The organism is Vibrio pelagius (assembly GCF_024347575.1).
Classification (GTDB): domain Bacteria; phylum Pseudomonadota; class Gammaproteobacteria; order Enterobacterales; family Vibrionaceae; genus Vibrio; species Vibrio pelagius.
This window is the reverse complement of sequence record NZ_AP025503.1, coordinates 554563-576561: the sequence shown is the minus strand read 5'-3', so window position 1 is coordinate 576561 and position 21999 is coordinate 554563. Positions and strand designations below refer to the sequence as shown.

At 45.2% G+C, this 21999-nt stretch carries 21 protein-coding genes and 1 other annotated feature; of the genes, 7 read left to right on the top strand and 14 right to left on the bottom strand.

The window, feature by feature from the left end:
- Nucleotides 1-65 precede the first annotated feature (65 nt).
- On the bottom strand, nt 66-845 hold the full coding sequence (locus vsple_RS02540; protein ID WP_261882588.1) for a thioredoxin fold domain-containing protein: 780 nt from the start codon (nt 843-845) through the stop codon (nt 66-68).
- 26 nt (nt 846-871) lie between these two features.
- Entirely contained in the window at nt 872-1786 is a 915-nt protein-coding gene (gene xerD, locus vsple_RS02535; protein ID WP_255231434.1) for a site-specific tyrosine recombinase XerD, read from the bottom strand.
- A 151-nt stretch (nt 1787-1937) separates the two neighbouring features.
- Here xerD and fldB point away from each other — a divergent pair, with 151 nt between their 5' ends.
- Complete coding sequence (gene fldB / locus vsple_RS02530) at nt 1938-2459, top strand: flavodoxin FldB (RefSeq protein WP_255231435.1); 522 nt, start codon at nt 1938-1940, stop codon at nt 2457-2459.
- Between the two features lie 113 nt (nt 2460-2572).
- On the opposite strand, the gene brnQ is transcribed toward fldB, so the two are convergent.
- Complete coding sequence (gene brnQ, locus vsple_RS02525; protein WP_261882587.1) at nt 2573-3886, bottom strand: branched-chain amino acid transport system II carrier protein; 1314 nt, start codon at nt 3884-3886, stop codon at nt 2573-2575.
- Between the two features lie 312 nt (nt 3887-4198).
- On the opposite strand from brnQ, the gene vsple_RS02520 reads away from it, so the two are divergent.
- Together vsple_RS02520 and srmB are read left to right on the top strand one after the other, a co-directional pair.
- Nucleotides 4199-4921 (top strand): tRNA1(Val) (adenine(37)-N6)-methyltransferase, encoded by a 723-nt coding sequence (locus vsple_RS02520; RefSeq protein WP_255231437.1) that lies wholly within the window; start codon nt 4199-4201, stop codon nt 4919-4921.
- A gap of 108 nt (nt 4922-5029) precedes the next feature.
- On the top strand, nt 5030-6262 hold the full coding sequence (srmB, locus tag vsple_RS02515; protein ID WP_255231438.1) for an ATP-dependent RNA helicase SrmB: 1233 nt from the start codon (nt 5030-5032) through the stop codon (nt 6260-6262).
- A 105-nt stretch (nt 6263-6367) separates the two neighbouring features.
- On the opposite strand, the gene yaaA is transcribed toward srmB, so the two are convergent.
- The gene (gene yaaA / locus vsple_RS02510) at nt 6368-7144 is read right to left on the bottom strand and encodes a peroxide stress protein YaaA (protein ID WP_150870961.1); all 777 of its coding nucleotides are present in this window, start codon (nt 7142-7144) and stop codon (nt 6368-6370) included.
- A 209-nt stretch (nt 7145-7353) separates the two neighbouring features.
- Nucleotides 7354-8781 carry an alanine/glycine:cation symporter family protein gene (locus tag vsple_RS02505; RefSeq protein ID WP_255231439.1) on the bottom strand — a complete coding sequence of 476 codons (1428 nt, stop codon included), beginning with the start codon at nt 8779-8781 and terminating at the stop codon, nt 7354-7356.
- 709 nt (nt 8782-9490) lie between these two features.
- On the opposite strand from vsple_RS02505, the gene vsple_RS02500 reads away from it, so the two are divergent.
- Nucleotides 9491-9679 carry a DUF3545 family protein gene (locus vsple_RS02500; RefSeq protein ID WP_032553153.1) on the top strand — a complete coding sequence of 63 codons (189 nt, stop codon included), beginning with the start codon at nt 9491-9493 and terminating at the stop codon, nt 9677-9679.
- A 69-nt stretch (nt 9680-9748) separates the two neighbouring features.
- Here the strand turns inward: vsple_RS02500 and vsple_RS02495 are convergent, their stop codons facing one another.
- From vsple_RS02495 to nfo, 3 genes are all read right to left on the bottom strand, one after another.
- Complete coding sequence (locus vsple_RS02495) at nt 9749-10300, bottom strand: hemerythrin domain-containing protein (protein ID WP_255231440.1); 552 nt, start codon at nt 10298-10300, stop codon at nt 9749-9751.
- An 87-nt stretch (nt 10301-10387) separates the two neighbouring features.
- Nucleotides 10388-11068, bottom strand: a complete 681-nt coding sequence (gene ung, locus vsple_RS02490) for a uracil-DNA glycosylase (protein ID WP_261882586.1) — start codon at nt 11066-11068, stop codon at nt 10388-10390.
- Nucleotides 11069-11513: 445 nt separating this feature from the next.
- Entirely contained in the window at nt 11514-12419 is a 906-nt protein-coding gene (nfo, locus tag vsple_RS02485) for a deoxyribonuclease IV (protein WP_261882585.1), read from the bottom strand.
- Between the two features lie 327 nt (nt 12420-12746).
- On the opposite strand from nfo, the gene grcA reads away from it, so the two are divergent.
- A complete protein-coding gene (gene grcA, locus vsple_RS02480) occupies nt 12747-13124 on the top strand; it encodes an autonomous glycyl radical cofactor GrcA (RefSeq protein ID WP_150895821.1) in 378 nt (125 codons plus the stop codon).
- Between the two features lie 71 nt (nt 13125-13195).
- Here grcA and vsple_RS02475 read toward each other — a convergent pair whose 3' ends face one another.
- From vsple_RS02475 to thrA, 4 genes are all read right to left on the bottom strand, one after another.
- Nucleotides 13196-13855: an NADPH-dependent FMN reductase gene (locus vsple_RS02475; protein ID WP_261882584.1), complete on the bottom strand. Its 660-nt coding sequence runs from the start codon at nt 13853-13855 to the stop codon at nt 13196-13198.
- 116 nt (nt 13856-13971) lie between these two features.
- The gene (gene thrC / locus vsple_RS02470) at nt 13972-15255 is read right to left on the bottom strand and encodes a threonine synthase (protein WP_261882583.1); all 1284 of its coding nucleotides are present in this window, start codon (nt 15253-15255) and stop codon (nt 13972-13974) included.
- Entirely contained in the window at nt 15252-16208 is a 957-nt protein-coding gene (gene thrB / locus vsple_RS02465) for a homoserine kinase (protein WP_032553216.1), read from the bottom strand. Before thrB ends, thrC begins: the two co-directional genes overlap by 4 nt.
- A 17-nt stretch (nt 16209-16225) precedes the next feature.
- Nucleotides 16226-18685, bottom strand: coding sequence for a bifunctional aspartate kinase/homoserine dehydrogenase I (thrA, locus tag vsple_RS02460; RefSeq protein ID WP_261882582.1), 2460 nt, complete (start codon nt 18683-18685; stop codon nt 16226-16228).
- A gap of 31 nt (nt 18686-18716) precedes the next feature.
- Nucleotides 18717-18832, bottom strand: a sequence feature (Thr leader region).
- A gap of 320 nt (nt 18833-19152) precedes the next feature.
- Between thrA and vsple_RS02455 the strand changes: the two genes are divergently transcribed.
- On the top strand, nt 19153-19620 hold the full coding sequence (locus vsple_RS02455) for a ribonuclease regulator (RefSeq protein ID WP_255231445.1): 468 nt from the start codon (nt 19153-19155) through the stop codon (nt 19618-19620).
- 66 nt (nt 19621-19686) lie between these two features.
- Here vsple_RS02455 and vsple_RS02450 read toward each other — a convergent pair whose 3' ends face one another.
- Nucleotides 19687-20172: a putative 4-hydroxy-4-methyl-2-oxoglutarate aldolase gene (locus vsple_RS02450; RefSeq protein ID WP_261882581.1), complete on the bottom strand. Its 486-nt coding sequence runs from the start codon at nt 20170-20172 to the stop codon at nt 19687-19689.
- A 542-nt stretch (nt 20173-20714) separates the two neighbouring features.
- Here vsple_RS02450 and arcA point away from each other — a divergent pair.
- Nucleotides 20715-21431: a two-component system response regulator ArcA gene (arcA, locus tag vsple_RS02445; protein WP_255231447.1), complete on the top strand. Its 717-nt coding sequence runs from the start codon at nt 20715-20717 to the stop codon at nt 21429-21431.
- A gap of 124 nt (nt 21432-21555) precedes the next feature.
- On the opposite strand, the gene vsple_RS02440 is transcribed toward arcA, so the two are convergent.
- Nucleotides 21556-21999: a hypothetical protein gene (locus vsple_RS02440; protein ID WP_255231448.1), complete on the bottom strand. Its 444-nt coding sequence runs from the start codon at nt 21997-21999 to the stop codon at nt 21556-21558.

Sequence of the window (21999 nt, the reverse complement as noted above, 5' to 3'; positions counted from 1 at the left end):
TTGGCCCAAACCAAATTGGGCCATTCCTTATGTGTAAATTTGGATATGCGTACTGCAGAGCAGAATTATTGCTCTAAGCGTTGGATAAGTTGCGCAGGAGGCAGGTAGCCACTCACAAGCTCACCACTTGGTAAGAAGATTGCCGGTGTACCGCTGATACCAAGCTCGCGACCTAATTGGTACTGCTTAGCAATAATGGATTTGGTTGCCGACGTTGCTTTCGCAGAGTCTGGCATTTGACGATTCACTTTCGCATCGTGCATTGCCGCTTTCGGGTCATCTGAACCCCAAATCGCCGCCATTTGGTTAGCAACTTGGCCAGTTGCCCCCTGACGTGGGTAGGCCATGTAACGAACCGTAATACCTAAATCGTTATAGCCCTGCATTTGGCTGTGTAGACGCACACAGTAACCACAGGTGATGTCCGTGAAGACCGTAATCGCGTATTTTTCATCATCCGCTTTGTATTCGATGGTCGAGTCAGCCATTTCTGCGATTTTCGCGGCGTTAATAGGAGCCTGACGCTCCGCTAATACGTCGCTGAATTTGCCATTTTCATCCAGTGAGTAAAGTGTACCTGCGATGAAATGAGCACCCGATGGAGACGAGAAAATGATACCGCTATTGGTTTGAACTTCGACTAACCCATCGATATCCGAAGGCACAACATCCATCACTTTGACGCCAATCTTCTCAAAACGCTGGGTCAAAGCCTTAATATCGTATTCTTGAGTGGGTGCAGCCTCTACTGCAGTCTTAACCTGCTCAACATTCTCTTCAGATGCGTTACAAGCAGTGATAAAAAAAGGCAGTGCCAATAGAGGAAGACGGCGTAATACGCTCATTAAGTTCACCTTAAAATAATTTGAATCTAAGCTCGTGGGTGGTGCTGAGCATGAATCTGCTTCAGTCTTTCCGTTGCCACGTGAGTATAAATTTGGGTTGTCGATAAGTCACTATGTCCCAATAACATCTGTACGACTCTGAGATCGGCACCATAGTTCAGTAAATGTGTTGCAAACGCATGCCTTAACACGTGCGGAGACAGCAGTTCCGTATCTATACCTGCGATAACCGCATAGTGCTTAATACGGTACCAAAAGGTTTGTCGGGTCATCTGCTTGGCACGTTTACTTGGGAAAACCACATCCGAACTATTTTCTCCAAGCAGTTGCGGACGGCCTTGCTCAATAAAAGTTTCTATCCAGTCTACCGCATTTTCACCCATTGGAACCAAGCGCTCTTTGCCCCCTTTACCAACCACTCGTACCACACCTTGTCTTAAGCTGATGTTCTCCATTGTCAGGCTGACCAGTTCGGTCACACGAAGACCGGTTGCGTATAAAAGCTCTAGCATCGCTTTATCTCTGAGCTCAATCGGATCGTTCGGGTCTGGAGCATCAAGCAAGGCATCAACCTGCTCTTCACTGAGATCTTTGGGTAAGCGCTGAGGAAGCTTTGGGCTCACCAATAAAGCACTCGGGTCGTCAGCCCTTACCTTTTCTCGATGCAGGTATTGAAATAGGCGACGAATCGCCGACAACATACGAGCACGCGACGTCTGCTTAAAGTTCGCATCAACCAACCAGCTCTGATAATCCTGCAAACCGGATAAGCTAATGAAGTCCAAGCGGTAATTATTCTTTTCCATCCAATCAAGTAGCTTGGCAAGATCGGTGCGATAAGAGGTGAGCGTATTTTCTGAAAGCCCTCTCTCCATCCACATCGCATCTAAAAATTGTTCAACAAGACCATGATCGGCGTTCTGCCCTTGAGGCGACTGCATAGCTATTCTCATCATATTGGAAAATGTTTTGAGATTAAGCTACAGGCCTGATGAAAGCTATAAAAATTACAACTTGGGCGGATAATCGCTGCAATCGAATTCAATTTATGGTTAGAATTCGCCATCTCAAAATAAAAATCGAACTCATGCTATGAAAATTGGACTGTTTTACGGCTCAACCACCTGCTACACAGAAATGGCTGCAGAAAAGATTCGCGGCATCATCGGCGAAGACTTAGTCGACATTCACAATGTAAAAGAGACGCCACTTTCATTAATGGCCGACTATGACCTGCTGCTACTGGGTATCTCGACCTGGGACTTTGGTGAAATCCAAGAAGATTGGAATGAAATCTGGGATGACCTAGCAACCACACCAGTAAAAGGCAAAATCGTGGCGCTGTTCGGACTGGGCGACCAAGAAGGTTATGGCGAATGGTTCCTTGATGCGATGGGTTTGTTGCACGACGAGCTAAAAACCGTAGGCGCGGAGTTTGTCGGATACTGGCCAAACGACGACAGCTACACGTTCGAAGCATCAAAAGCACTAACAGAAGACCAATCACAATTTGTTGGTCTAGCTCTTGATGAAGACTCACAATACGAATTGAGCGATGAGCGAATCGCGGCTTGGGTTGAGCAGGTTCTGGTTGAGTACAGCGAAAAAATCTAACGCCTTAACTATTCAGCCTCCACTCTGAGTAATAAGTATCAAAACTCGCGAATACAAAAAGGCCCCGCTACTTCCCAGCAGCGGGGCTTTTTCTATTTAGATTCGAGTAGAGATTAAACTCTCTCTTGTGTCATTTCTGACGCTGTCGACTTACCTACAAAGAACATGCAGATAATGGCTGCAGCGGTTGGTAGTAACCAACCCATACCGATTTCAAACAGTGGCAGCATCTTCAGTGCTGATACATCTACACCCGCTACTTTCGCTGCATCGATAAGAGCGAACAGCAGTGACACTAATACCACAACGCGGTACGCAACTTTTGGATTAGGGAAACGGCTACGCAAGAATGTCAGTGCTACCAATGCAATTGCCACTGGGTAAAGTGCAAACAGCACAGGAACAGACAAAGAAATAAGCTGAGAAAGACCAACGTTCGCTACCGTAGCACAAGCAACACCGTTGATGATTACCCAAGTCTTGTAAGACAGTGGTGTAAGCGAGCTGAAGTAATCAGAACAGGCCGAGATCAGGCCAATAGCCGTAGTCAAACACGCTAACAGTACAATCACAGACAGAACAATCTGACCTGAAGGACCAAATAGAGATTGAACGTATTGGCTTAAGATCGTACCACCATTATCCGCCCCTGCAGCAACGGTTGCGCTTGTCGCTCCAAGGAAAAATAGAGAGATGTAAACGAACGCCAGACCCGCAGCAGCAATACAACCCGCGCTGATCAGGTACTTGGTTGTTGCCGCACGGTCAGAGATGCCTTTACTACGGATAGAATCCACAATCAGCATACCAAACATCAGTGAGGCAAAAGTATCCATGGTGTTGTAACCTTCAAGGAAACCTTTGGTTAGTGGTTGAGTGATGTATTCACCGTGAGCACCAAGAATGTCGCCCTGAGGGTTAACAAATACAGCAACCGCCAGGACAGCTAAGCCGACGAAAAGTGCAGGAGTTAGAACCTTACCAATCACGTCAATTAGCTTACCTTGAGACCATGAGAAGAACATGGCAACCACAAAAAAAGCGACAGAAAAGAATGTTAAGTGAGCTTGAGAGGCATCGATGAAGAACGGTTTCACCGCCATCTCATAAGCAACAAGGCCAGTACGTGGCGCAGCAAATGCAGGGCCAATGATAATGAAGATCAACACCGCCATAATGGTAGCCGCTTTCTTAGGAAGATCTTTGGTTAGATGATCCCAAGAGCCACCAGCAAGAGCGACAGCTACGATGGTGATTAACGGAAGACCAACCGCAGTCAGCAGAAAGCCGAACATCGCTGGCAGAAAATGATCACCAGCCAACTGGCCAGCTAAAGGTGGGAATATAATGTTACCCGCACCCAAGAAAAACGCAAAAAGCATAAAGCCCAATGCGATAACATCTGTTAGTTTTAGACTCTGTTTCACAGATAATCCTTAATTATACTTTTGAAATAATGTTGTGCTTGCGCGAATGTTACAGTGAAAAACTGCCATTCAATCGACAAAATAGTCGCGCATAATGACGAAACACTCGCTAAGCTGCAAGCCAACATAGGAAAACACCATATTAATTTGCGATTTTATGCTAAAAGCAGTTTATTCTACTAATTTTAAAAAAATACTCATAATTATAAGCTACTCATAAATTGCAACAATTCAAAACAAGTCAGCACAAAAAACCATACAAAAGATCAACATTAAAACTAGGTAGTTAAAAATTCCGGTACTTGCAGATTTATGAAACAAAAAACGCTAGAGACAAAAAGCTTTAATTTTAAACAGTTTTCTATTTATGGTGGGCAGACTGGAATGCCTGTCAGCACCGATGGCGTATTATTGGGTGCATGGACACAGCTTGATCAACAACCACAAGCTCTGGATATTGGTACTGGTACTGGTTTACTCACACTAATGCTGGCGCAGCGTTATCCTTCGGTAAGCCTCTCGGCAATCGATATCGATCCCGACGCCATTCATGCCGCAAAGATCAACTTCGACCACTCCCCTTGGAGCGATCGTCTACGGCTCTATTTTGGCAGTGTGTTAGAGGTTGAATTACCAGATCAGTTCGACGCTATCATCTGCAATCCACCCTACTTTAATTCCGGAGAGCAATCTGCACATAGCCAACGCGCTACCGCTCGTCATACTGCCAGCCTTGAGCACAAAGCACTGGCTGTTCGCTGCTATGAGCTAACCACAGAATCAGCCACTGCAAGCTTTATTCTGCCGATGGTTGAAGGGGAGCAGTTTATCGAGATCGCCAGACAGAGTGGATGGCATCTATCGCGCCGACTGGATGTAAGAACCACCGCCAAAAAGCAGCCTACACGCCTTTTGTTTGAGCTATCTAAAGATCCCGATGTGCAACTCGACCACCAGCAGCTATTAATTCACGATCAAAATGGTTACAGCGAGGCGTTTATCGCGCTAACTCAAGATTTTTATCTCAAGATGTAGCAAATACCATGTGATCCTAATCACTAATGCTTCTATAATGGCCGACTACTCTTTTTTATCGTCTGCCAACGACGTGCAGACACATTTATTGCTTGTGGAGAAACAACAGTGATCAGAACCTTTGCAGAACTCGATCTAGAACAAGAGCTGCTTAAAGCAATCGACGAGATGGGCTACGAACGCCCAACACAGATACAAGCTGAAGCAATCCCACAAGCGTTAGATGGACGAGACGTTTTAGCTTCTGCACCGACAGGTACTGGTAAAACAGCTTCTTTTGTACTGCCAGCTTTGCAATACCTGCTCGACTTCCCACGTAAGAAAGCGGGCCCAGCACGTATGCTGATCCTAACGCCGACACGTGAGCTAGCAATGCAGATCGCAGACCAAGCTCGTGATCTTGCAAAATACACCAGCCTGAATATCTTCACCATTACTGGTGGTGTGATGTACCAAGAGCACGCGGACATCTTAGGCACGACTCAAGACATCGTTGTTGCGACTCCAGGCCGTCTGATGGAGTACATCGAAGCTGAACGCTTTGATTGTCGTGCTATCGAATGGCTGATTCTAGACGAAGCAGACCGTATGCTCGATATGGGCTTTGGCCCAGTTGTTGACCGTCTATCTGCAGAGTGTCGCTGGCGTAAACAGACGCTACTATTCTCGGCAACCCTAGAGGGTAAAGGCGTTGAGGGCTTCACTGAAGATCTACTAAACAACCCAGCAGAGATCGATGCCAAATCTTCCCTGCGTGAGCGTAAAAAGATCACTCAGTGGTACCACCGTGCAGACACAGCAGAGCACAAGCTGGATCTTCTTAAGCACATCATCACTGAACAAGCAGAGCGTACTATCGTGTTCCTAAAAACACGTGAGCGCCTAGCGGACCTTCGAGCTCAATTAGAGAGTGCCCAGATCCCATGTGCTTGGATTCAAGGTGAAATGCCACAAGATCGCCGTAACAATGCGATTGCTCGTTTCCGCGATGGCACTGTGAATGTACTACTGGCAACTGACGTAGCAGCTCGTGGTATCGACCTACCAGATGTGAGCCACGTAATTAACTACGACATGCCACGTACTGCTGATGTTTACCTGCACCGTATTGGCCGCACTGCTCGTGCTGGTAAGAAAGGTAATGCTATCTCGCTAATCGAAGCGCATGACCAACCAATGATTGAGCGTGTTGCACGCTACACCAAAGAGAGCATCAAAGAGCGCTTCATCGAAGGTATGCGTCCTACGCACAAAAAACCTGTCTTCAAAAAGAAGAAAAAGGTGAAGAAAGACGATAAGAAAGGCGCAGCTAAAAAAAACGCTAAGAAAAAGAAGAAGTAGTCGATTTGGGTCACTTGTTCGGTGACCTAACCCACTCTACAGAATAAAAAAGCCCCTGATAGCAACGCTGTCAGGGGCTTTTTAGTCATTGAAATAAAGCGAAGATTAGTTCTGCTCTTCGCGCTTGAACACTAATTCTTTTGCGTTCGACTCTTCTTCAACAAAGTAGTAGCCCGCAGTGTCAAACTGAGTCAGCTTTTCAATCGAATCAACACGGTTTTCAATGATGTAACGTGCCATCATGCCACGCGCCTTTTTCGCGTAGAAGCTGATCACCTTGTATTGGCCATTCTTACAGTCTTTAAATACTGGCGTGATCACCTGACCATCTAGGTTCTTTGGCTTCACCGCTTTGAAATATTCATTCGATGCAAGGTTGATAAGCACATTATCGCCCTGAGCGTTTAGTGTTTCATTTAGCTTGTCAGTGATCAGGTTACCCCAGAACTGATAAAGGTTAGTACCACGAGCATTTGCCAAACGTGTACCCATCTCTAAGCGGTAAGGCTGCATCAAATCCAACGGCTTAAGCAAACCATACAGGCCGGACAACATGCGTAGGTGCTTTTGTGCGTATTCGAAATCCGCGTCCGTCAGAGTTTCCGCTTCAAGTCCGGTGTAAACATCGCCCTTAAACGCCAAAATCGCTTGGCGAGCATTCTCTTGAGTGAAGGTTTCGCTCCACTGCTCAAAACGCGCCACGTTAAGGCCGGCAATCTTATCGCTCACCTTCATTAGCGCCGAAACATCTGCAGGCGTTAGTTTACGGCACTCTTCAATCAGCTCGGCAGAGTGTTCAATAAACTCTGGTTGAGTAAACTGCTCGGTAGCCAATGGTGATTCATAATCTAATGTCTTTGCTGGTGATACGACAACTAACATAACTTTACCCTAATCGGTTATCTGACTTTATGCTTGATAGAGTATAGAAAAAACATCAATTTGTCTTTACGACTCTTCCTATTACTTCGATAGATAAACATCGATTTCACTAATATCCACACAGTAAAAAAGGCTAAGGTATCACTACCTTAGCCTTTCAATTTGAGAAACGGTGAACGCTCTATATTGCTCAGAGCCGCATCACAAGATTACTTCTTGTTGCCGTCCCAAATACCATCTTCTAGCTGAGACTTAAGCTCTGGGAAATCGTTCGCATCGAACGTTGGAACTTTACCCGCGTCTAGTTGACGGTTGTAGTCTTTCGCAAGCTTTATCACGATGCCTGATAGCAGGATAATCGCTACCAAGTTAACAATCGCCATTAGACCCATAGATACGTCAGCCAATGCCCATACTGTTGGCAATGTTGCCATTGAACCAAACATAACCATACCTAGAACGATAACTCGGAAAAGCACTAGGCCTTTCTTGTTGTTGTGCTCAAGGAAGATTAGGTTTGTTTCAGCGTACGAGTAGTTCGCGATGATAGAAGTGAAAGCGAAGAAGAAGATCGCTACAGCAACAAAGATACCACCCCATGAACCTACTTGTGCTGTTAGTGCACGTTGAGTCAGTTCGATACCTGTTACTTCACCATGAGGAACGTACTCACCCGACATTAGGATGATCGCAACCGTTGCTGAACAGATAACGATGGTGTCCATGAACACACCTAGCATCTGCACATAACCTTGAGACGCAGGGTGCGGTGGGTAAGGTGTTGCTGATGCCGCTGCGTTAGGCGCAGAACCCATACCCGCTTCATTCGAGAATAGACCACGTTTAATACCGTTGATCATTGCTTGCGCGATTGCGTAGCCTAGACCACCAGCCGCTGCTTCTTGCAGACCGAATGCACTCTTGAAGATAAGAGCCAATACTTCTGGTACTCTCTCAATGTTTGCGAACATGATGAATAGCGCAATCGCAAGGTAAGCCAGCGCCATGATAGGTACAATAATTTCAGCAGTACGTGCGATCTTACGGATACCACCGAAGATAACGAATGCTGAGATAACCACAATCGCAACACCAGTGTAGCTACGCTCAAAGTCAAACGCGGTATTCATTGCGCTTGCGATCGCGTTTGCTTGTACCGCATTGAAAACAAGACCAAATGCAATGATTAAGAAGACAGAGAATAGAACCCCCATCCAACGCATTCCTAGACCTTTTTCCATGTAGTAAGCAGGGCCGCCACGGTAGTTACCGTCGTTATCGCGCGTTTTGTACAGTTGAGCTAGCGTGCTCTCTGCAAACGACGTCGCCATACCCAGCATAGCAATGAGCCACATCCAGAAGATAGCACCTGGGCCACCAGCGGTTAGAGCAACTGCAACACCCGCCATGTTACCTGTACCAACACGAGCAGCAAGACTAGTACAAAGAGCTTGGAAAGATGAGATACCAGCGCTGTCTGCTTTACGGCTGTTCTTCAGAACAGAGAACATGTGGCCAAAATGGCGGAACTGAATGAAGCCTAGTCGTACGGTGAAGTAGATACCCACACCAACGAGCAAGTAAACTAAGATTGATCCCCAAAGAAGATCGTTCATTAAATTGATTAAATCTGTCACGTGAACCTCGTATTGAGTTTAAGCACTGATCATGCTTCCTAGCCTTCCTCTTGATCGCCTATGCTTCTGTCAATGTAGTGTCAGCATTCATTGTTATGTTCTTGCGGCGATTGAGAATGTAAATGTCGCTTCATGCATCCATTTTACGTATCAGTGTATTTTTGACGGGCGGATAATGCAGCGAGATTTGGCAAAAATCAATATGCACAAGGTATTATATTAAAGTGACATTTCACTAAAAAGACACCTTTTATTAACACAAACCGCAACAACAACACCTCATAAAAGTCACATTATCGGGACATAAGCACAACAATGGACCCTATCTCACCTTATCCCGCACGAAACTCCATAAATTAACCGTCAGGCTAGGCTTTACAAGGTATAGTGAACAATCACCGTTTTTGGAAGTATCAAGTAAAACACCCACTCATCCTTTAGATATGTGTTTAGTTGCATTGTGACAAAAGGAGCATAAGCTTCGCACAATGAATTAACATTCGTAGAGAGTGAATTTAATCGTTTCCCTAAGTTTGTTTGCCTACTTTTTGAACACAAATATAGGCCGCATGTGTGATGGTAAGTCAAAAAACCACACGAAACCTTCATGAATATGAAACAAATGAGAAACAAATCAAAGTTATGGTGGCGTTAACTATGGTATTTAATGAGTCCGAAAGGACTATTCCCACGGAAGGAGATATAGCTTATGGATAACTTTCAATACGATGAAATCACAGAACTTGATCTACCTCGTGCAACACAGAAAGGGCGCTCAAAACCTCTAAAACGCAAGTGGCGTGAGATTGAGGAGATTAACGATCGTCGACGCCTTCAAAAAGAACTCATGGATATGAATCTTGGTCTAGATTTCGACCTCGACGACATTAAGCTTTAATAGATACGATAGATAAAATATAGGCACCCAACCGGGTGCCTTTTGTTTTGATACTACCAATATATAGAGCTACACACACTCCTGTTCACTTTGACGAACTCGAGTGGCAAGCTGACGGTATTGGTCGGCAATCGTGTCACCGAATACAGGATCATCCTCTGGCTGTTGCCAAAGCTCTTCAACACTGCGCCAGTCTTGTACCGAAAAAGCCCCGACAATGATCGGTAAAATAACTTTCTCTTCATACTCCATATGCTTTCGCTGCGCTTCAATGAATGCAGCGAGCTGATCAATAAACACCTGCTGAGGAACTACCGCATCTTGAAGAATCATCTCAACCACATCTAAGAAGTCAGCGGTCTTCTCCGCCAACAGCTGATGTTCAAGTTCCAGATCTTCGATGGCCTGCTGTTTACCGTAATGTTTTAAATAGTGACGATAGATAATGTCTTCTTTAGGATGATGCACTTTATCTGAGTGGTTCATTAAATAGTGCACCACTTCCGCCACTAAGCTGTAGTTTATCGCTCGCTCTTTCTGTAGAAGCTCAAGTTTTGTCTTTAAGATCATGAGCAGACGAGCCATGTAACCATGCTCTCTTCTTATCCTTTCAATCATCATAGTATTGCACTCCATTACACCTACTCTTTATAAGTGTATATGATGATAGGAGAGTTAGGTTTGACGCTGCTCAGAAAACCATCAACTTTAGACTTCGAAAGGTAAACGCCAGTCAATCACAGACAAATTTTGAGACTTCAATAGTTCATTAGTTCGAGAAAAGTGCTTACAGCCCAAAAAGCCACGTCGTGCAGAAAGCGGCGATGGGTGTGGAGCGTTCAAGACAAAATGCTTACTTTCGTCAATAGTTTGCCCTTTCTTCTGGGCATGCGCGCCCCACAATAAAAAGATAATCGGCTCATTGCGTTCATTAAGCTGCGCAATGATATGATCGGTAAACGTCTCCCAGCCACATTTAGCATGCGAGTGCGCCTTGCCCTCTTCGACAGTGAGTACAGTATTGAGCATCAACACGCCCTGCTTTGCCCATGACTCAAGATAACCGTGTGAGGGTGGCTCAAAATCCTCAATATCATCGGCAAGTTCTTTATACATGTTACGCAGAGAAGGCGGGATCTTAACTCCTGGCAGTACAGAAAAGGCCAAACCATGTGCCTGTTGAGCACCGTGATAGGGATCTTGCCCCAGAATCACCACACGCACATCCTCAAAGGGCGTCATATCAAAGGCGCTGAATACCTGATCTTGGGGTGGATAGATGACCTTACCATCCCGTCTTTGCTTTTCTACAAAGTCGTTGATGTGGTGAAAGTAAGCTTGGCTCTGTTGCTGACGAATAATCTCTTGCCAAGTCTGCGACGAACTCATTGAATTGCTCCCGAACGATGTCACTCAGTAACGCTAGTAAATGACACAAGCGAGTTGCTCAGATAAAAATAGCGGTATAAGTGATAACTGTGACTGTAAAGCCTAGTTATACCTCATACCGCTATTAATAAACATCATTGTCCAAATTCGCAGATAGAGATTCATCGATACTCACCGCTGAATAAAAAGAAGGGAATCACGATTGACCTTTCTGAGGCGTTCGATGATGACCGTGACTGTGAATATGACGATTTGGAGTCGGCAAACGTGGGGTCGCATGAATCGTCGAAACATGAAGATTAGCTTTAGGTGTGTAAGTGGTCGAATACATAATGGCACCCTCCTCTATTACATAGTGAAATACATATTCATTAAACACTATGAAAGAAAGGTGCCAACAACCTCATTTAGCCATAGTTTTTTTAAGGTTTACTGTACTCAATGATCACTCTGCGTTCACAGACGCGTGGTGATACATTCTAAGTTGTTGAATTTCCTCTTTCCAAATCGAAGAATCGATCGTTTCGAGAATCAGCGGCATGTTATCGAAGCGCGAATCACTCGCGATATACTCGAAACACGTCCAACCAATTTCACCTTGTCCTAGCGAATGGTGTCGATCGACACGACTTGCGAACTCAGCTTTTGAATCATTGATGTGCATTGCTCTTAGATAGTGCATACCAACAATACGATCGAACTCAGCAAAGGTCGCTTCACAGGCTTCTTTGGTTCTCAGGTCGTAACCTGCAGTAAAGGTGTGGCAAGTATCTAAACAAACACCCACTCGAGCTTTATCTTCAACTTGATCGATGATTTCCGCTAGATGCTCAAACTTCCAACCTAAATTAGTCCCTTGCCCAGACGTATTTTCAATCACAGCGATCACATTGGGCACCGCGCGATGAGCAATATTGATAGACTCCGCGATGCGCGCCAAACAGTCACTTTCAGACATTTTCTTTAAATGACTCCCAGGATGGAAATTAAGCAGCGTCAGACCAAGTTGGTTACAACGCTCCATCTCGTCAATAAACGCCGCGCGAGACTTTTCGAGCTTCTCCTCTTCTGGGGCACCTAGGTTAATCAAATAAGAATCGTGAGGAAGAATGTGCTCCGCACCAAAACCCAACATCTTGCAGTTGGCTTTGAATGCACTGATGTTTTTGGGCTCCAATGGCTTTGCCGCCCACTGCCTCTGATTCTTAGTAAATAGCGCAAATGCGTTGGCACCAATTTCACGTGCGCGCATCGGAGCTTGATCGACACCTCCAGCCGCAGAAACATGAGCACCGATGAATTTTTGGCGAGAGTTTGAGGTATTTTTCGCTAGAGAATTACTGTTTGTCATTAAATCACTTCACACTTACAGAATGACGGATAAATACTTGTTTATATCCACATCAGTTCAATAAAAGCACTATTTTTGTAGTAAATTTACAACAAAAATTTCCGTTAAATATTTTTTATAGTTTAAAATATTTTGTAACTACATTGTTTTCAAAGCTTTTATTGATTTAACTCAAAACAATTACCATTAAGAAATTAAGGTTTTTGGTTGTTTTTTGACTTAAATCAATATTAAGCTAATTAAAAATAGGTATATATAAGCCAGCTCAACAAAATTCGAAAGTTAACACCATAAATCAAACCACATTCAGTGGACTAGGAGATAGTGATGATCCAAGGTATTCAAATTACTAAAGCAGCAAACGACGAACTACTTAACTCAATCTGGCTACTAGATAGCGAAAAGAACGAAGCGCGTTGTGTTGCAGCAACTGCTGGTTTCGAAGCTGACCAAGTTATCCCAGCTGCTGATCTAGGTGAGTACGAGAGCCGTGAAGTTGCAATCGAAACTGCACCTCGCATTGAAGGTGGTCAACACCTAAACGTAAACGTTCTTAAGCGCGAAACGCTAGAAGACGCAGTTGCTCACCCAGAGAACTACCCTCAGCTAACTATCCGTGTATCGGGCTACGCTGTACGTTTCAACTCGCTAACGACTGAACAGCAACGTGATGTTATCGCACGTACGTTCACTGAGTCTCTATAATTTAGAGCTTAAGCGTAACCAAATTTAAAAAGCTTGGTCATTACTGACCAAGCTTTTTTTATGTCTATCATTTACGGCGCATTCCTTTGGGAAGGATCTTTGCGAAACGCTTTGGCTAACGTGGTAGGGTCGAGTTTATCTCGCTGCTGAGCAGCCCCTTCTGCCCACCACACCAACTGGTGCAGAGTTCGATTCATGTATTCATCCCATTGTTCCTGATCTGAAACATCCGCCACACTTCCCTCTTCATTGAATACTTGCTGCGCTCTAGGTAGATGAATCATCGCAGACACGGGTAAACACCCTAGCTCTGATAAGAAGGTTCTCATCGATACCGCCGCGCGAGCGCCTCCCCACTGCCCCGCAGAATAGGTCACTATCGCACTCGGTTTATAAGAAAACAGCGAACTCCCAAAATGATTCAGAATGTTTGCTAGTGCTGGGCTCATCGAGTGATTGTATTCAGGACTCACCATCACATAACCATCAGCTTGTTTTATCTTCTCCGCTAACTCGCTTAACGAAGCTGGCACCTGGGAGCGTCGGTAAGAAAACTCCGGCTTGAATATCGGCCCAAGCTCATAATCAAGAGGGTCGATGATCTCCACCGTGTGCTCAGGGTAAGTTTTATTCAGCAGCTTCAAACACGCCTGACTGACTCGCTCCCCCACTCGTGCTGGTTTCGGTGGCGTGCTTTCTCGTACTGAGCCTAGAAACACTAAAAAGTGCATACCTTCTCCTCGTATCCATAGCCAATAAAAAAGGTGAATACCCATGGCACTCACCTTTTCGTTTAATCTAACAAAACCGTCATCGGTTTGTCATATCAGAATTGGCGTATTCAGAACTATGGCTGAACTCGACGCAGTACCTCTTTAAGAGCATCAAAGTCATTCGCAAGATCTTCAGACAGTAGCTCCATCGCAGCGTGTTTCGCTAGCGGACCTGGTAGATCGATGTCTGAACCTAGAATGTCATCAACCACTTCTTTGAATTTAGCCGGGTGAGCCGTACATAAGAACAGGCCTGTTTCACCCTCTTGCAACTGCTCGTCTAGTAGACGATAAGCGATAGCACCGTGTGGTTCACATAGGTAGCCTTGTGCTTTTAGGTCACGTACTGATTCTGCGCTCTGCTCATCAGATACTTTACCTTTACCCAGTGTATCCAAGCCCCAACCTTTCAGTTGGCAAAGCTCTTCGATACGAGGCCAGTTGTTCGGTTGGCTCACATCCATTGCGTTTGATGTGGTTGCAACAGTCGGCTTTGGATCCCACTCGCCAGTTTCTAAGTAACGTGGCACTGTGTCATTTTCATTGGTCGCAGCGATGAAACGCTTAACTGGTAGACCTAACGCTTTTGCCAATAGACCTGCAGTTAGGTTACCGAAGTTACCGCTTGGTACTGAAACCACTAAGTTTTCACGCTGCTCTTTAGTCAGCTGAGAAGCCGCTTCGAAGTAGTAACAGATCTGCGCCATTAGACGACTGATGTTGATAGAGTTCGCTGAGTTCAGCCCGATCTCTTCACGCAGTGCTGCGTCATCAAATGCTTGCTTAACCAGTGCCTGACACGCATCGAAGTCACCGTCGATAGCAACAGTATGGATGTTTTTACCTAGTGTACAGAACAGCTTCTCTTGCAGTGGGCTGATCTTGCCTTTCGGGTAAAGAATTACAACGTTGATGTCTTCCATACCGTAGAACGCGTGCGCAACAGCTGCGCCTGTATCACCTGATGTCGCCGTGAGGATGGTGATCTTGCCGCCGTCTGAAACAGCTGCCAGAGACTGCGCCATAAAGCGGCCACCAAAATCTTTAAACGCCAGCGTTGGACCATGGAACAACTCAAGTGCGTAAACACCATCTTTCACTTGGTTGATAGGTGCAGGGAATTGGAATGCTGCATCTACCATTTGATCGATCTGCTCTTTTGGCAGTTCATCACCAATCAGTGCCGATAGGATCTTTGCGCTACGAGGGACAAAGTCCTCTGCAAGTAGTGCATCGATATCATCAAACTTTGGTAGCTCTGATGGAAAAAATAGACCTTGGTTACGACCTAGACCTTGGCGAACGGCTTGGCCAAAAGAGACTTGTTCATCATTTTCTTTGATGTTGTACAGCTTCATAACTCACTTCCTGTAACGATCGAGCCTTGCTTGTCCAAACGACAAACATGGACGAATCCTTCTTCATTTTGTACGTAATTTTGTTCTAGCCAGCGTGCAACACGCTCAGCGACATCTTTTTCTTTGCAAATGCTAAATAAGGTCGGACCGCTGCCGGAGATTCCCGTTGCAAGCGCTCCCGCTGACAACGCATATTTACGAGCGTCAGCAAAACCTGGTAGCAGTTTCTCACGATATGGTTCTGCGATCACGTCTTTGATCATTTTTGCGGCAAGCTCTGGCTGACCAGAGTGGCAAGCGTGAATAAAGCCAGCAAGGTGACGACCATGAGCAATGATATCTTGGCGACGGTATTGAGATGGTAGGATCTCTCGCGCTTCCGCCGTCGATACCTTAATCCCCGGATACGCCATTACCCAGTACCAATCATCAAAGCAAGGCACCTCTTGGCTGATAATACCCAGCTCTTCCAGCATCAATTGCACGCCACCAAGGTAACATGGAGCCACGTTATCGTAGTGAACGCCACCTGAAATCTTGCCTTCCATTTCCCCCATCAGCGCAAGCAATTCAGTTTCGTCTAGCGGCTGACCATGGAAACGGTTCAAGGCATCCAGTGCGGCAACAATCGAACATGCACTTGAACCCAAACCAGAGCCAATCGGCATGTTCTTTTCTAGCGTCATCTCTAGTGGTTTAAGAGCAACACCCTTCTTATCGATTTCACGAGCAAACACTGTCCAACAATCGTAAACAATGTTCTCTTTTGCTTCTGTTGGCAGCTTAGAAACAAAGCTGCCTGCCGTTTTTAGAGAGAATGGTTCATCACCTGCTTTCACCATCACTCGGTCACCAAGCAGTGTGCCATCGATAGGCGACACTGCTGCACCAAGGACATCAAAACCAACGCTGACGTTACCGATTGAAGCTGGAGCATAAACTACAACATCCATATCACTTGAACTCATTCTTATACTCCTAATTTCCAGCCAAGGGTACGCATTACATCAGAGAATACACCTGCTGCTGTTACCTCAGTACCCGCACCGTAACCACGCAGTACTAGTGGGATTGGTTGGTAGTAACGGCTATAGAATGCCAGCGCGTTCTCACCATCTTTAATCTTGAACATTGGGTCATCGCCATCAACTGCAGCGATGCGCACCTTACATTTACCATCGGCAATTTCGCCGACATAACGCAGCACTTTGCCTTCTTCAGCCGCTTTTGCTGACTGCTCTTGGAAGTAAGCATCCGCTTCTGGTAGACGCGCCATGAACTCTTCTACGCTACCTGAATCATCAAAACCTGGTGGCAGTGCTTGGTCAACTTCTACGTCTTCAAGCTCTAATGCCATACCTGCTTCACGCGCCAAGATAAGTAGCTTACGCGCCACATCCATGCCCGATAGATCGTCACGTGGGTCAGGTTCTGTAAAGCCGTTATCTTTCGCAATATTAGTTGCTTGGCTCAGAGTCATACCTTCATCAAGCTTACCGAATATGTAAGATAGAGAGCCCGATAGGATGCCGTTAAATTTCTCAAGTTCATCACCCGCAGAGATAAGGTTCTGCAAGTTCTCGATAACCGGAAGGCCAGCACCGACCGTTGTCTCGTACATCAGCTTACGACGTGAGTTGCGTGCCACTTCACGAAGCTGATGGTAGTACGCCATGCTTGCTGTGTTTGCTTTCTTATTCGGTGTAACAACGTGGAAGCCTGCTGCTAGGAAATCGGCATACTGATTTGCAATCGCTTCACTCGACGTACAATCAACCAGTACTGGGTTGATGATGTGGTTACGCTGAACCAAAGCCGCAATTCGAGGAAGACTGAACTCTTCGGTTGCACTGTTCATGCGATCACGCCAGTGCTCCAGTGGTAGACCTTCACTATCAAGCAGTAGACCTTTACTGTTTGCTAAACCACATACGCGGATAACAATGCCTTTCTCTGCCAATTTACCTTGCTGACGCTTGATCTGATCCACCAGCTCGCCACCAACGCCGCCAACACCGACAACGAAGACATCAAGGAAGTGCTTAGAGTTGAATAGATTTTCGTGACACGCTTTGATCGCCTCAGAGATTTTATCTTCAGGAATCACTGCTGAGATTGCTCGCTCAGAAGAGCCTTGTGCGATCGCCACGATGTTTACGTTCACTTCTGCCAGTGAAGAGAAGAATTGAGAAGCAACACCGCGTGAAGTACGCATGCCGTCACCAACCAGTGTTACGATAGCTACGTCATCCATGAACTCTACTGGCTCAAGTAGGCCATCTTTCAGTTCAAGTTCAAACGCTTCAGACAACACTTGTTGTGCTTTCTGCTTATCTGCAGATTCGATACAGAAGCTGATGCTGTACTCAGATGAAGACTGAGTAATAAGAACAATTGAAACGCCAGCAGAAGACATTGCACCGAATACGCGGCTCGCCATGCCAACCATGCCCTTCATACCTGGGCCTGAAACGTTAACCATTGTTAAGTCACTAAGCGTAGTGATGCCTTTGATCGCTAGGTTGTCTTCACCAGTGTCTTGGCCAATCAGTGTGCCCGCACCTTGAGGGTTAAAGCTGTTTTTGATCAGGCAAGGAATGTGGAACTGAGCAATTGGTGCGATCGTTTTCGGGTGAAGAACAGAAGCACCAAAGTATGAAAGCTCCATCGCTTCTTGGTAGCTCAATGACTTAAGAAGACGAGCATCATCAACAAGACGAGGGTCACAGTTATAAACGCCGTCTACATCAGTCCAGATCTCACAACAATCAGCACGCAGACACGCTGCCAATACCGCTGCTGAGTAGTCAGAACCATTTCGACCCAGCGTAACTAGTTCACCTTTGTCATTGCCGGCAGTAAAGCCAGGCATGATGTTAACGTGTCCTTGAGGAAGAGGATTTTGACGGAAGTTCTGTGTAGAGACATCAACATCAACCATCGCCTCTAGATGATCGCCTTTCGCATACAGGTACTGAACCGGGTCGATAAGATTCGCTGGCTGACCTTTTGCTTCTAGTACAGCCTTCATCAGCTGGATGGAGATACGCTCACCTTTGCTGATGATGCGTGCGTTCACATGATTAGGACACATGCCTAATAGATCAATACCATTTACAAACTGACGCAGTTGAGTCAGTGATGTATCCACTTGCTCTTGGAACGCCGAGCCGTCTATGCCCGGAACCAACGCTTTAATATCAGAAAATAGAGCTAAAAAAGAGGACTCTATCTCTTTGATTTGAGATTCCGCTTCACCATGTTTAAGTGCCGATTCAATCACCGCAACCAACTTGTTTGTTGTTTTTCCCGGTGCAGATAGCACGACCGCTAGCTCTTCTTGCTGGGCATTATTAGCAATGATATCCGCCGCTCTCAAAAAACGATCGGCGTCCGCTAATGATGAACCTCCAAACTTTAAAACTCGCATCCCTTCCTCTCCATAAGTCATAAAAATGGTATAAAAAAAGGCCTGTATCTTGTGGGATACAGGCCTTTATTTGTAAATCCGTTAGTTAGCAGCCTGCCCCAACAATTGTAATGTCGGTAATAATAATGGTTGTGGTCATTACTAGGTGGCTTGAGTGCTGCATATTCAATTCTCTGCGTTTGCTTATCTCTACGTGTATCAAGTTTTGCTACAGCTCGTCAATGAAAAGTTACTTTTTTTTCGCATTCACGACATTTTTCATAGTAAGACGTTATTTAGAGCAGAAAGTAGCCATGAAATACAAGGCATAAAAAATGAGTAGAGTTTGCTTCAGATCGCAAAAGCAACTAATTGCTTATCTAATTCGAACAAAAAGGTATCGAGTTCGTACAGTCAACCACCAAGATCTGTGCTTTAATTAGACAGCAAACGTATATAACAAATAATAACGACTTCAGGAGTGGAAAGTGAAAAGACTACTATTTCTTTTAACCTTTGCTGTACCTGTTGTTTGTAACGCGAGCTCGTTGCCTCTATTGCCGAGCCAACTCGACACCTCGGCACACAAGTTTTTTATCTCAAGCCAAAGTTCAACCAATGAATCCTTCGATGTTTGGAAAGTCGACAGCGGCTATTCATACTCGGTATTCAAGAACGTCGACCTGTTCGTGGGTGCTCGTATCAATAGCGATGCTCTAAAACATGAGAATGGATTTCTCAGTGGCGTAAGCTATCAACTGAGCGATCGTATCTCTTTCAACAGTACTCTGCATACCTACAGCAGTGAAGAGAATGCCGAACAAGGAAAAGAAAAGTCGATTGCTGCTGAGGTGACCAGTCGCGTCCAACTGACCGATAACCTAGACCTACATGCCACCCTAGATTACGAAGAGTGGCAGCAAGGAGTGGAAGTTGGGATTGGTTTCCGCTTTTAAACGATTTTTGCTTCTAGGCAACTCCAACTTCCAAACCTTCTCTCGTTTTGGCTTTAAAACCGCTAGCTAAGAGTTAATCAGCTGCTCTGAAGAGAGGAGCGCTCCATTCCAATCCGCATAGATGTAGTCGCCTGGCTGAATCAATTGATTATGTATAGTGAGTGTCACATTCACTTGACCACTGCCACGTTTCTCGGTTTTGAACGGTGAAGAGCCTAGAGCTTGCACGCCAAGATCCATCTGCGACATCATACCGACATCACGGATAGCGCCATTGACGATCACGCCTTCCCAGCCATTCTCTATCGCCAGTATAGCAAGTTGATCACCTAGTAAGGCTTTTTGGCAGGAACCATTTCCATCGACCACCAATACCTTGCCTTTTCCGTCACCCTCTAACACATCACGAACCTTAGAATTATCGTGATAGCAACGCACTGTTACAATTTCCCCCCAGAACGCAGCTCGCTGGCCGTAGTTCTGTAAAGGGAGGTTAAGTAGCGTCACTTTGCTTTCGAACTCATCACATAAGTCCGGTGTTATATCGTGCATATATCCTCCATGAGCGAGACAGGCAGCCCATACCGCGAGTCCCATGCTTAAAGTAAAAATAAATCCTTTGTTTTCAATACGTCTATAATTAAGAGACAGCTTATCGCTTCCTTAGTGCCACAGCCTACTATCGAAGTAGTCAAGTGTGACTATGAAAGCAAAATATACGAGCCAGTTCGAATAGCCATTCCATATTTATGGCTATTTAATCATTTATAGTGTTGATTAAACAGTAACTCATACTAATCAAGTTTTATACCAGACAGCAATTGATATAAATCAACAAAGTGAATGGAATTAACATTATCGCGTTGTTAGCATGCTGTTAACATTATAGAATCCTCAACAATCACTAACAGAATGATTAAAAGGCGTACTGGATCTACGTTATTGGCAATACTTCAAGGAAGGCAGACAGCTGGAAGTAAGTGTATTTTTGAAAACTTTGAGTTATCATCAAAATTACATTACCTGTATGTTATGTTTTTGCCTAGAATTTATTCTATTAGCACAGTTTCGTCACAAATTTAGGTACCGCCAAAATGCAAACCCCGCAGATTCTTATCGTAGAAGATGAGCAAGTAACTCGTAACACTCTTAAGAGTATTTTTGAAGCAGAGGGATATGCTGTTTTTGAGGCTAGCGACGGTGAAGAGATGCACCAAGTGCTGTCTGACAACCAAGTGAACCTTGTTATCATGGACATCAACTTACCTGGTAAGAACGGCCTTCTGCTTGCTCGTGAACTACGTGAGCAAGCAAACGTTGCGCTAATGTTCTTGACTGGTCGTGATAATGAAGTAGACAAAATCCTTGGTCTAGAAATTGGTGCAGATGATTACATCACTAAGCCTTTTAACCCTCGTGAACTGACTATCCGTGCACGCAACCTTCTGAACCGCTCGATGAGCACAAGCACGGTTCAAGAAGAGAAGCGCAGCGTTGAAAAGTACGAATTCAACGGTTGGGTTTTGGATATCAACAGCCGCTCTCTAGTAAGCCCAGATGGCGAAGGCTACAAGCTGCCTCGCTCTGAGTTCCGTGCTCTACTGCACTTCTGTGAGAACCCAGGCAAGATTCAAACTCGTGCTGACCTTCTTAAAAAGATGACTGGCCGTGAGCTTAAGCCACATGACCGTACAGTAGACGTAACTATCCGTCGTATTCGTAAGCACTTTGAATCTGTATCAGGCACGCCAGAGATCATTGCTACGATTCACGGTGAAGGCTACCGCTTCTGTGGTGATCTAGAAGACTAATTCACACCATCTTAGTGAATAGAAAAAGGGAGAATGCTTGGCATCCTCCCTTTTTTAATACCCGTTTCATGAGGCGCGAATAGCGTGCCGGAGCACACTATTCTTGATTTACTGAAGTGCTTATTTAGTAAACCGTATCCACTTTAACGTCTTTCTCAACCAGCCACTTCACCACTTCACCATCTTTTAGTTCTACTGCAACATCAACAGGTTGTTCACTGTTAATCTCGAGCTGCCACGTAAACGCCACCTCCCATTTGGTCTCATTGTGCGTTCTTAAGTCAAGGTCATCGCTCGTAATAAGTAGCGTATCCGCGCCTTGTTTCACCGTGACACTTTCAATAGCCAGTGTTGCGGGCAGTTGTGAATCTGATTCAAGGTAAATGGCACCATGTAATGTGTTATCTTGTGCTTCACCTATGGTTGGCATTTTATTTAGCCAAAGGTTGCTTTTCATAGTGATGGTCGTAGTAGAGACTTCGACTTGGTTGTCTTGTTGCCATTCTACTTGTGGTGCAGAACAACCCGCTAATGCCACAACACAGGCGGCGAATGCTATTTTTTTCAT

Bases quoted from the DNA above. Each gene is read 5' to 3' on its own strand.
- xerD (WP_255231434.1), bottom strand. From the start codon at position 1,786: ATGCAGTCGCCTCAAGGGCAGAACGCCGATCATGGTCTTGTTGAACAA.
- arcA (WP_255231447.1), top strand. From the start codon at position 20,715: ATGCAAACCCCGCAGATTCTTATCGTAGAAGATGAGCAAGTAACTCGT.
- vsple_RS02540 (WP_261882588.1), bottom strand. From the start codon at position 845: ATGAGCGTATTACGCCGTCTTCCTCTATTGGCACTGCCTTTTTTTATC.
- vsple_RS02520 (WP_255231437.1), top strand. From the start codon at position 4,199: ATGAAACAAAAAACGCTAGAGACAAAAAGCTTTAATTTTAAACAGTTT.
- thrC (WP_261882583.1), bottom strand. From the start codon at position 15,255: ATGAAGCTGTACAACATCAAAGAAAATGATGAACAAGTCTCTTTTGGC.
- vsple_RS02450 (WP_261882581.1), bottom strand. From the start codon at position 20,172: ATGCACGATATAACACCGGACTTATGTGATGAGTTCGAAAGCAAAGTG.
- vsple_RS02500 (WP_032553153.1), top strand. From the start codon at position 9,491: ATGGATAACTTTCAATACGATGAAATCACAGAACTTGATCTACCTCGT.
- yaaA (WP_150870961.1), bottom strand. From the start codon at position 7,144: ATGTTAGTTGTCGTATCACCAGCAAAGACATTAGATTATGAATCACCA.
- fldB (WP_255231435.1), top strand. From the start codon at position 1,938: ATGAAAATTGGACTGTTTTACGGCTCAACCACCTGCTACACAGAAATG.
- vsple_RS02475 (WP_261882584.1), bottom strand. From the start codon at position 13,855: ATGCACTTTTTAGTGTTTCTAGGCTCAGTACGAGAAAGCACGCCACCG.
- grcA (WP_150895821.1), top strand. From the start codon at position 12,747: ATGATCCAAGGTATTCAAATTACTAAAGCAGCAAACGACGAACTACTT.
- vsple_RS02495 (WP_255231440.1), bottom strand. From the start codon at position 10,300: ATGATGATTGAAAGGATAAGAAGAGAGCATGGTTACATGGCTCGTCTG.
- nfo (WP_261882585.1), bottom strand. From the start codon at position 12,419: ATGACAAACAGTAATTCTCTAGCGAAAAATACCTCAAACTCTCGCCAA.
- vsple_RS02440 (WP_255231448.1), bottom strand. From the start codon at position 21,999: ATGAAAAAAATAGCATTCGCCGCCTGTGTTGTGGCATTAGCGGGTTGT.
- thrA (WP_261882582.1), bottom strand. From the start codon at position 18,685: ATGCGAGTTTTAAAGTTTGGAGGTTCATCATTAGCGGACGCCGATCGT.
- ung (WP_261882586.1), bottom strand. From the start codon at position 11,068: ATGAGTTCGTCGCAGACTTGGCAAGAGATTATTCGTCAGCAACAGAGC.
- thrB (WP_032553216.1), bottom strand. From the start codon at position 16,208: ATGGATGTTGTAGTTTATGCTCCAGCTTCAATCGGTAACGTCAGCGTT.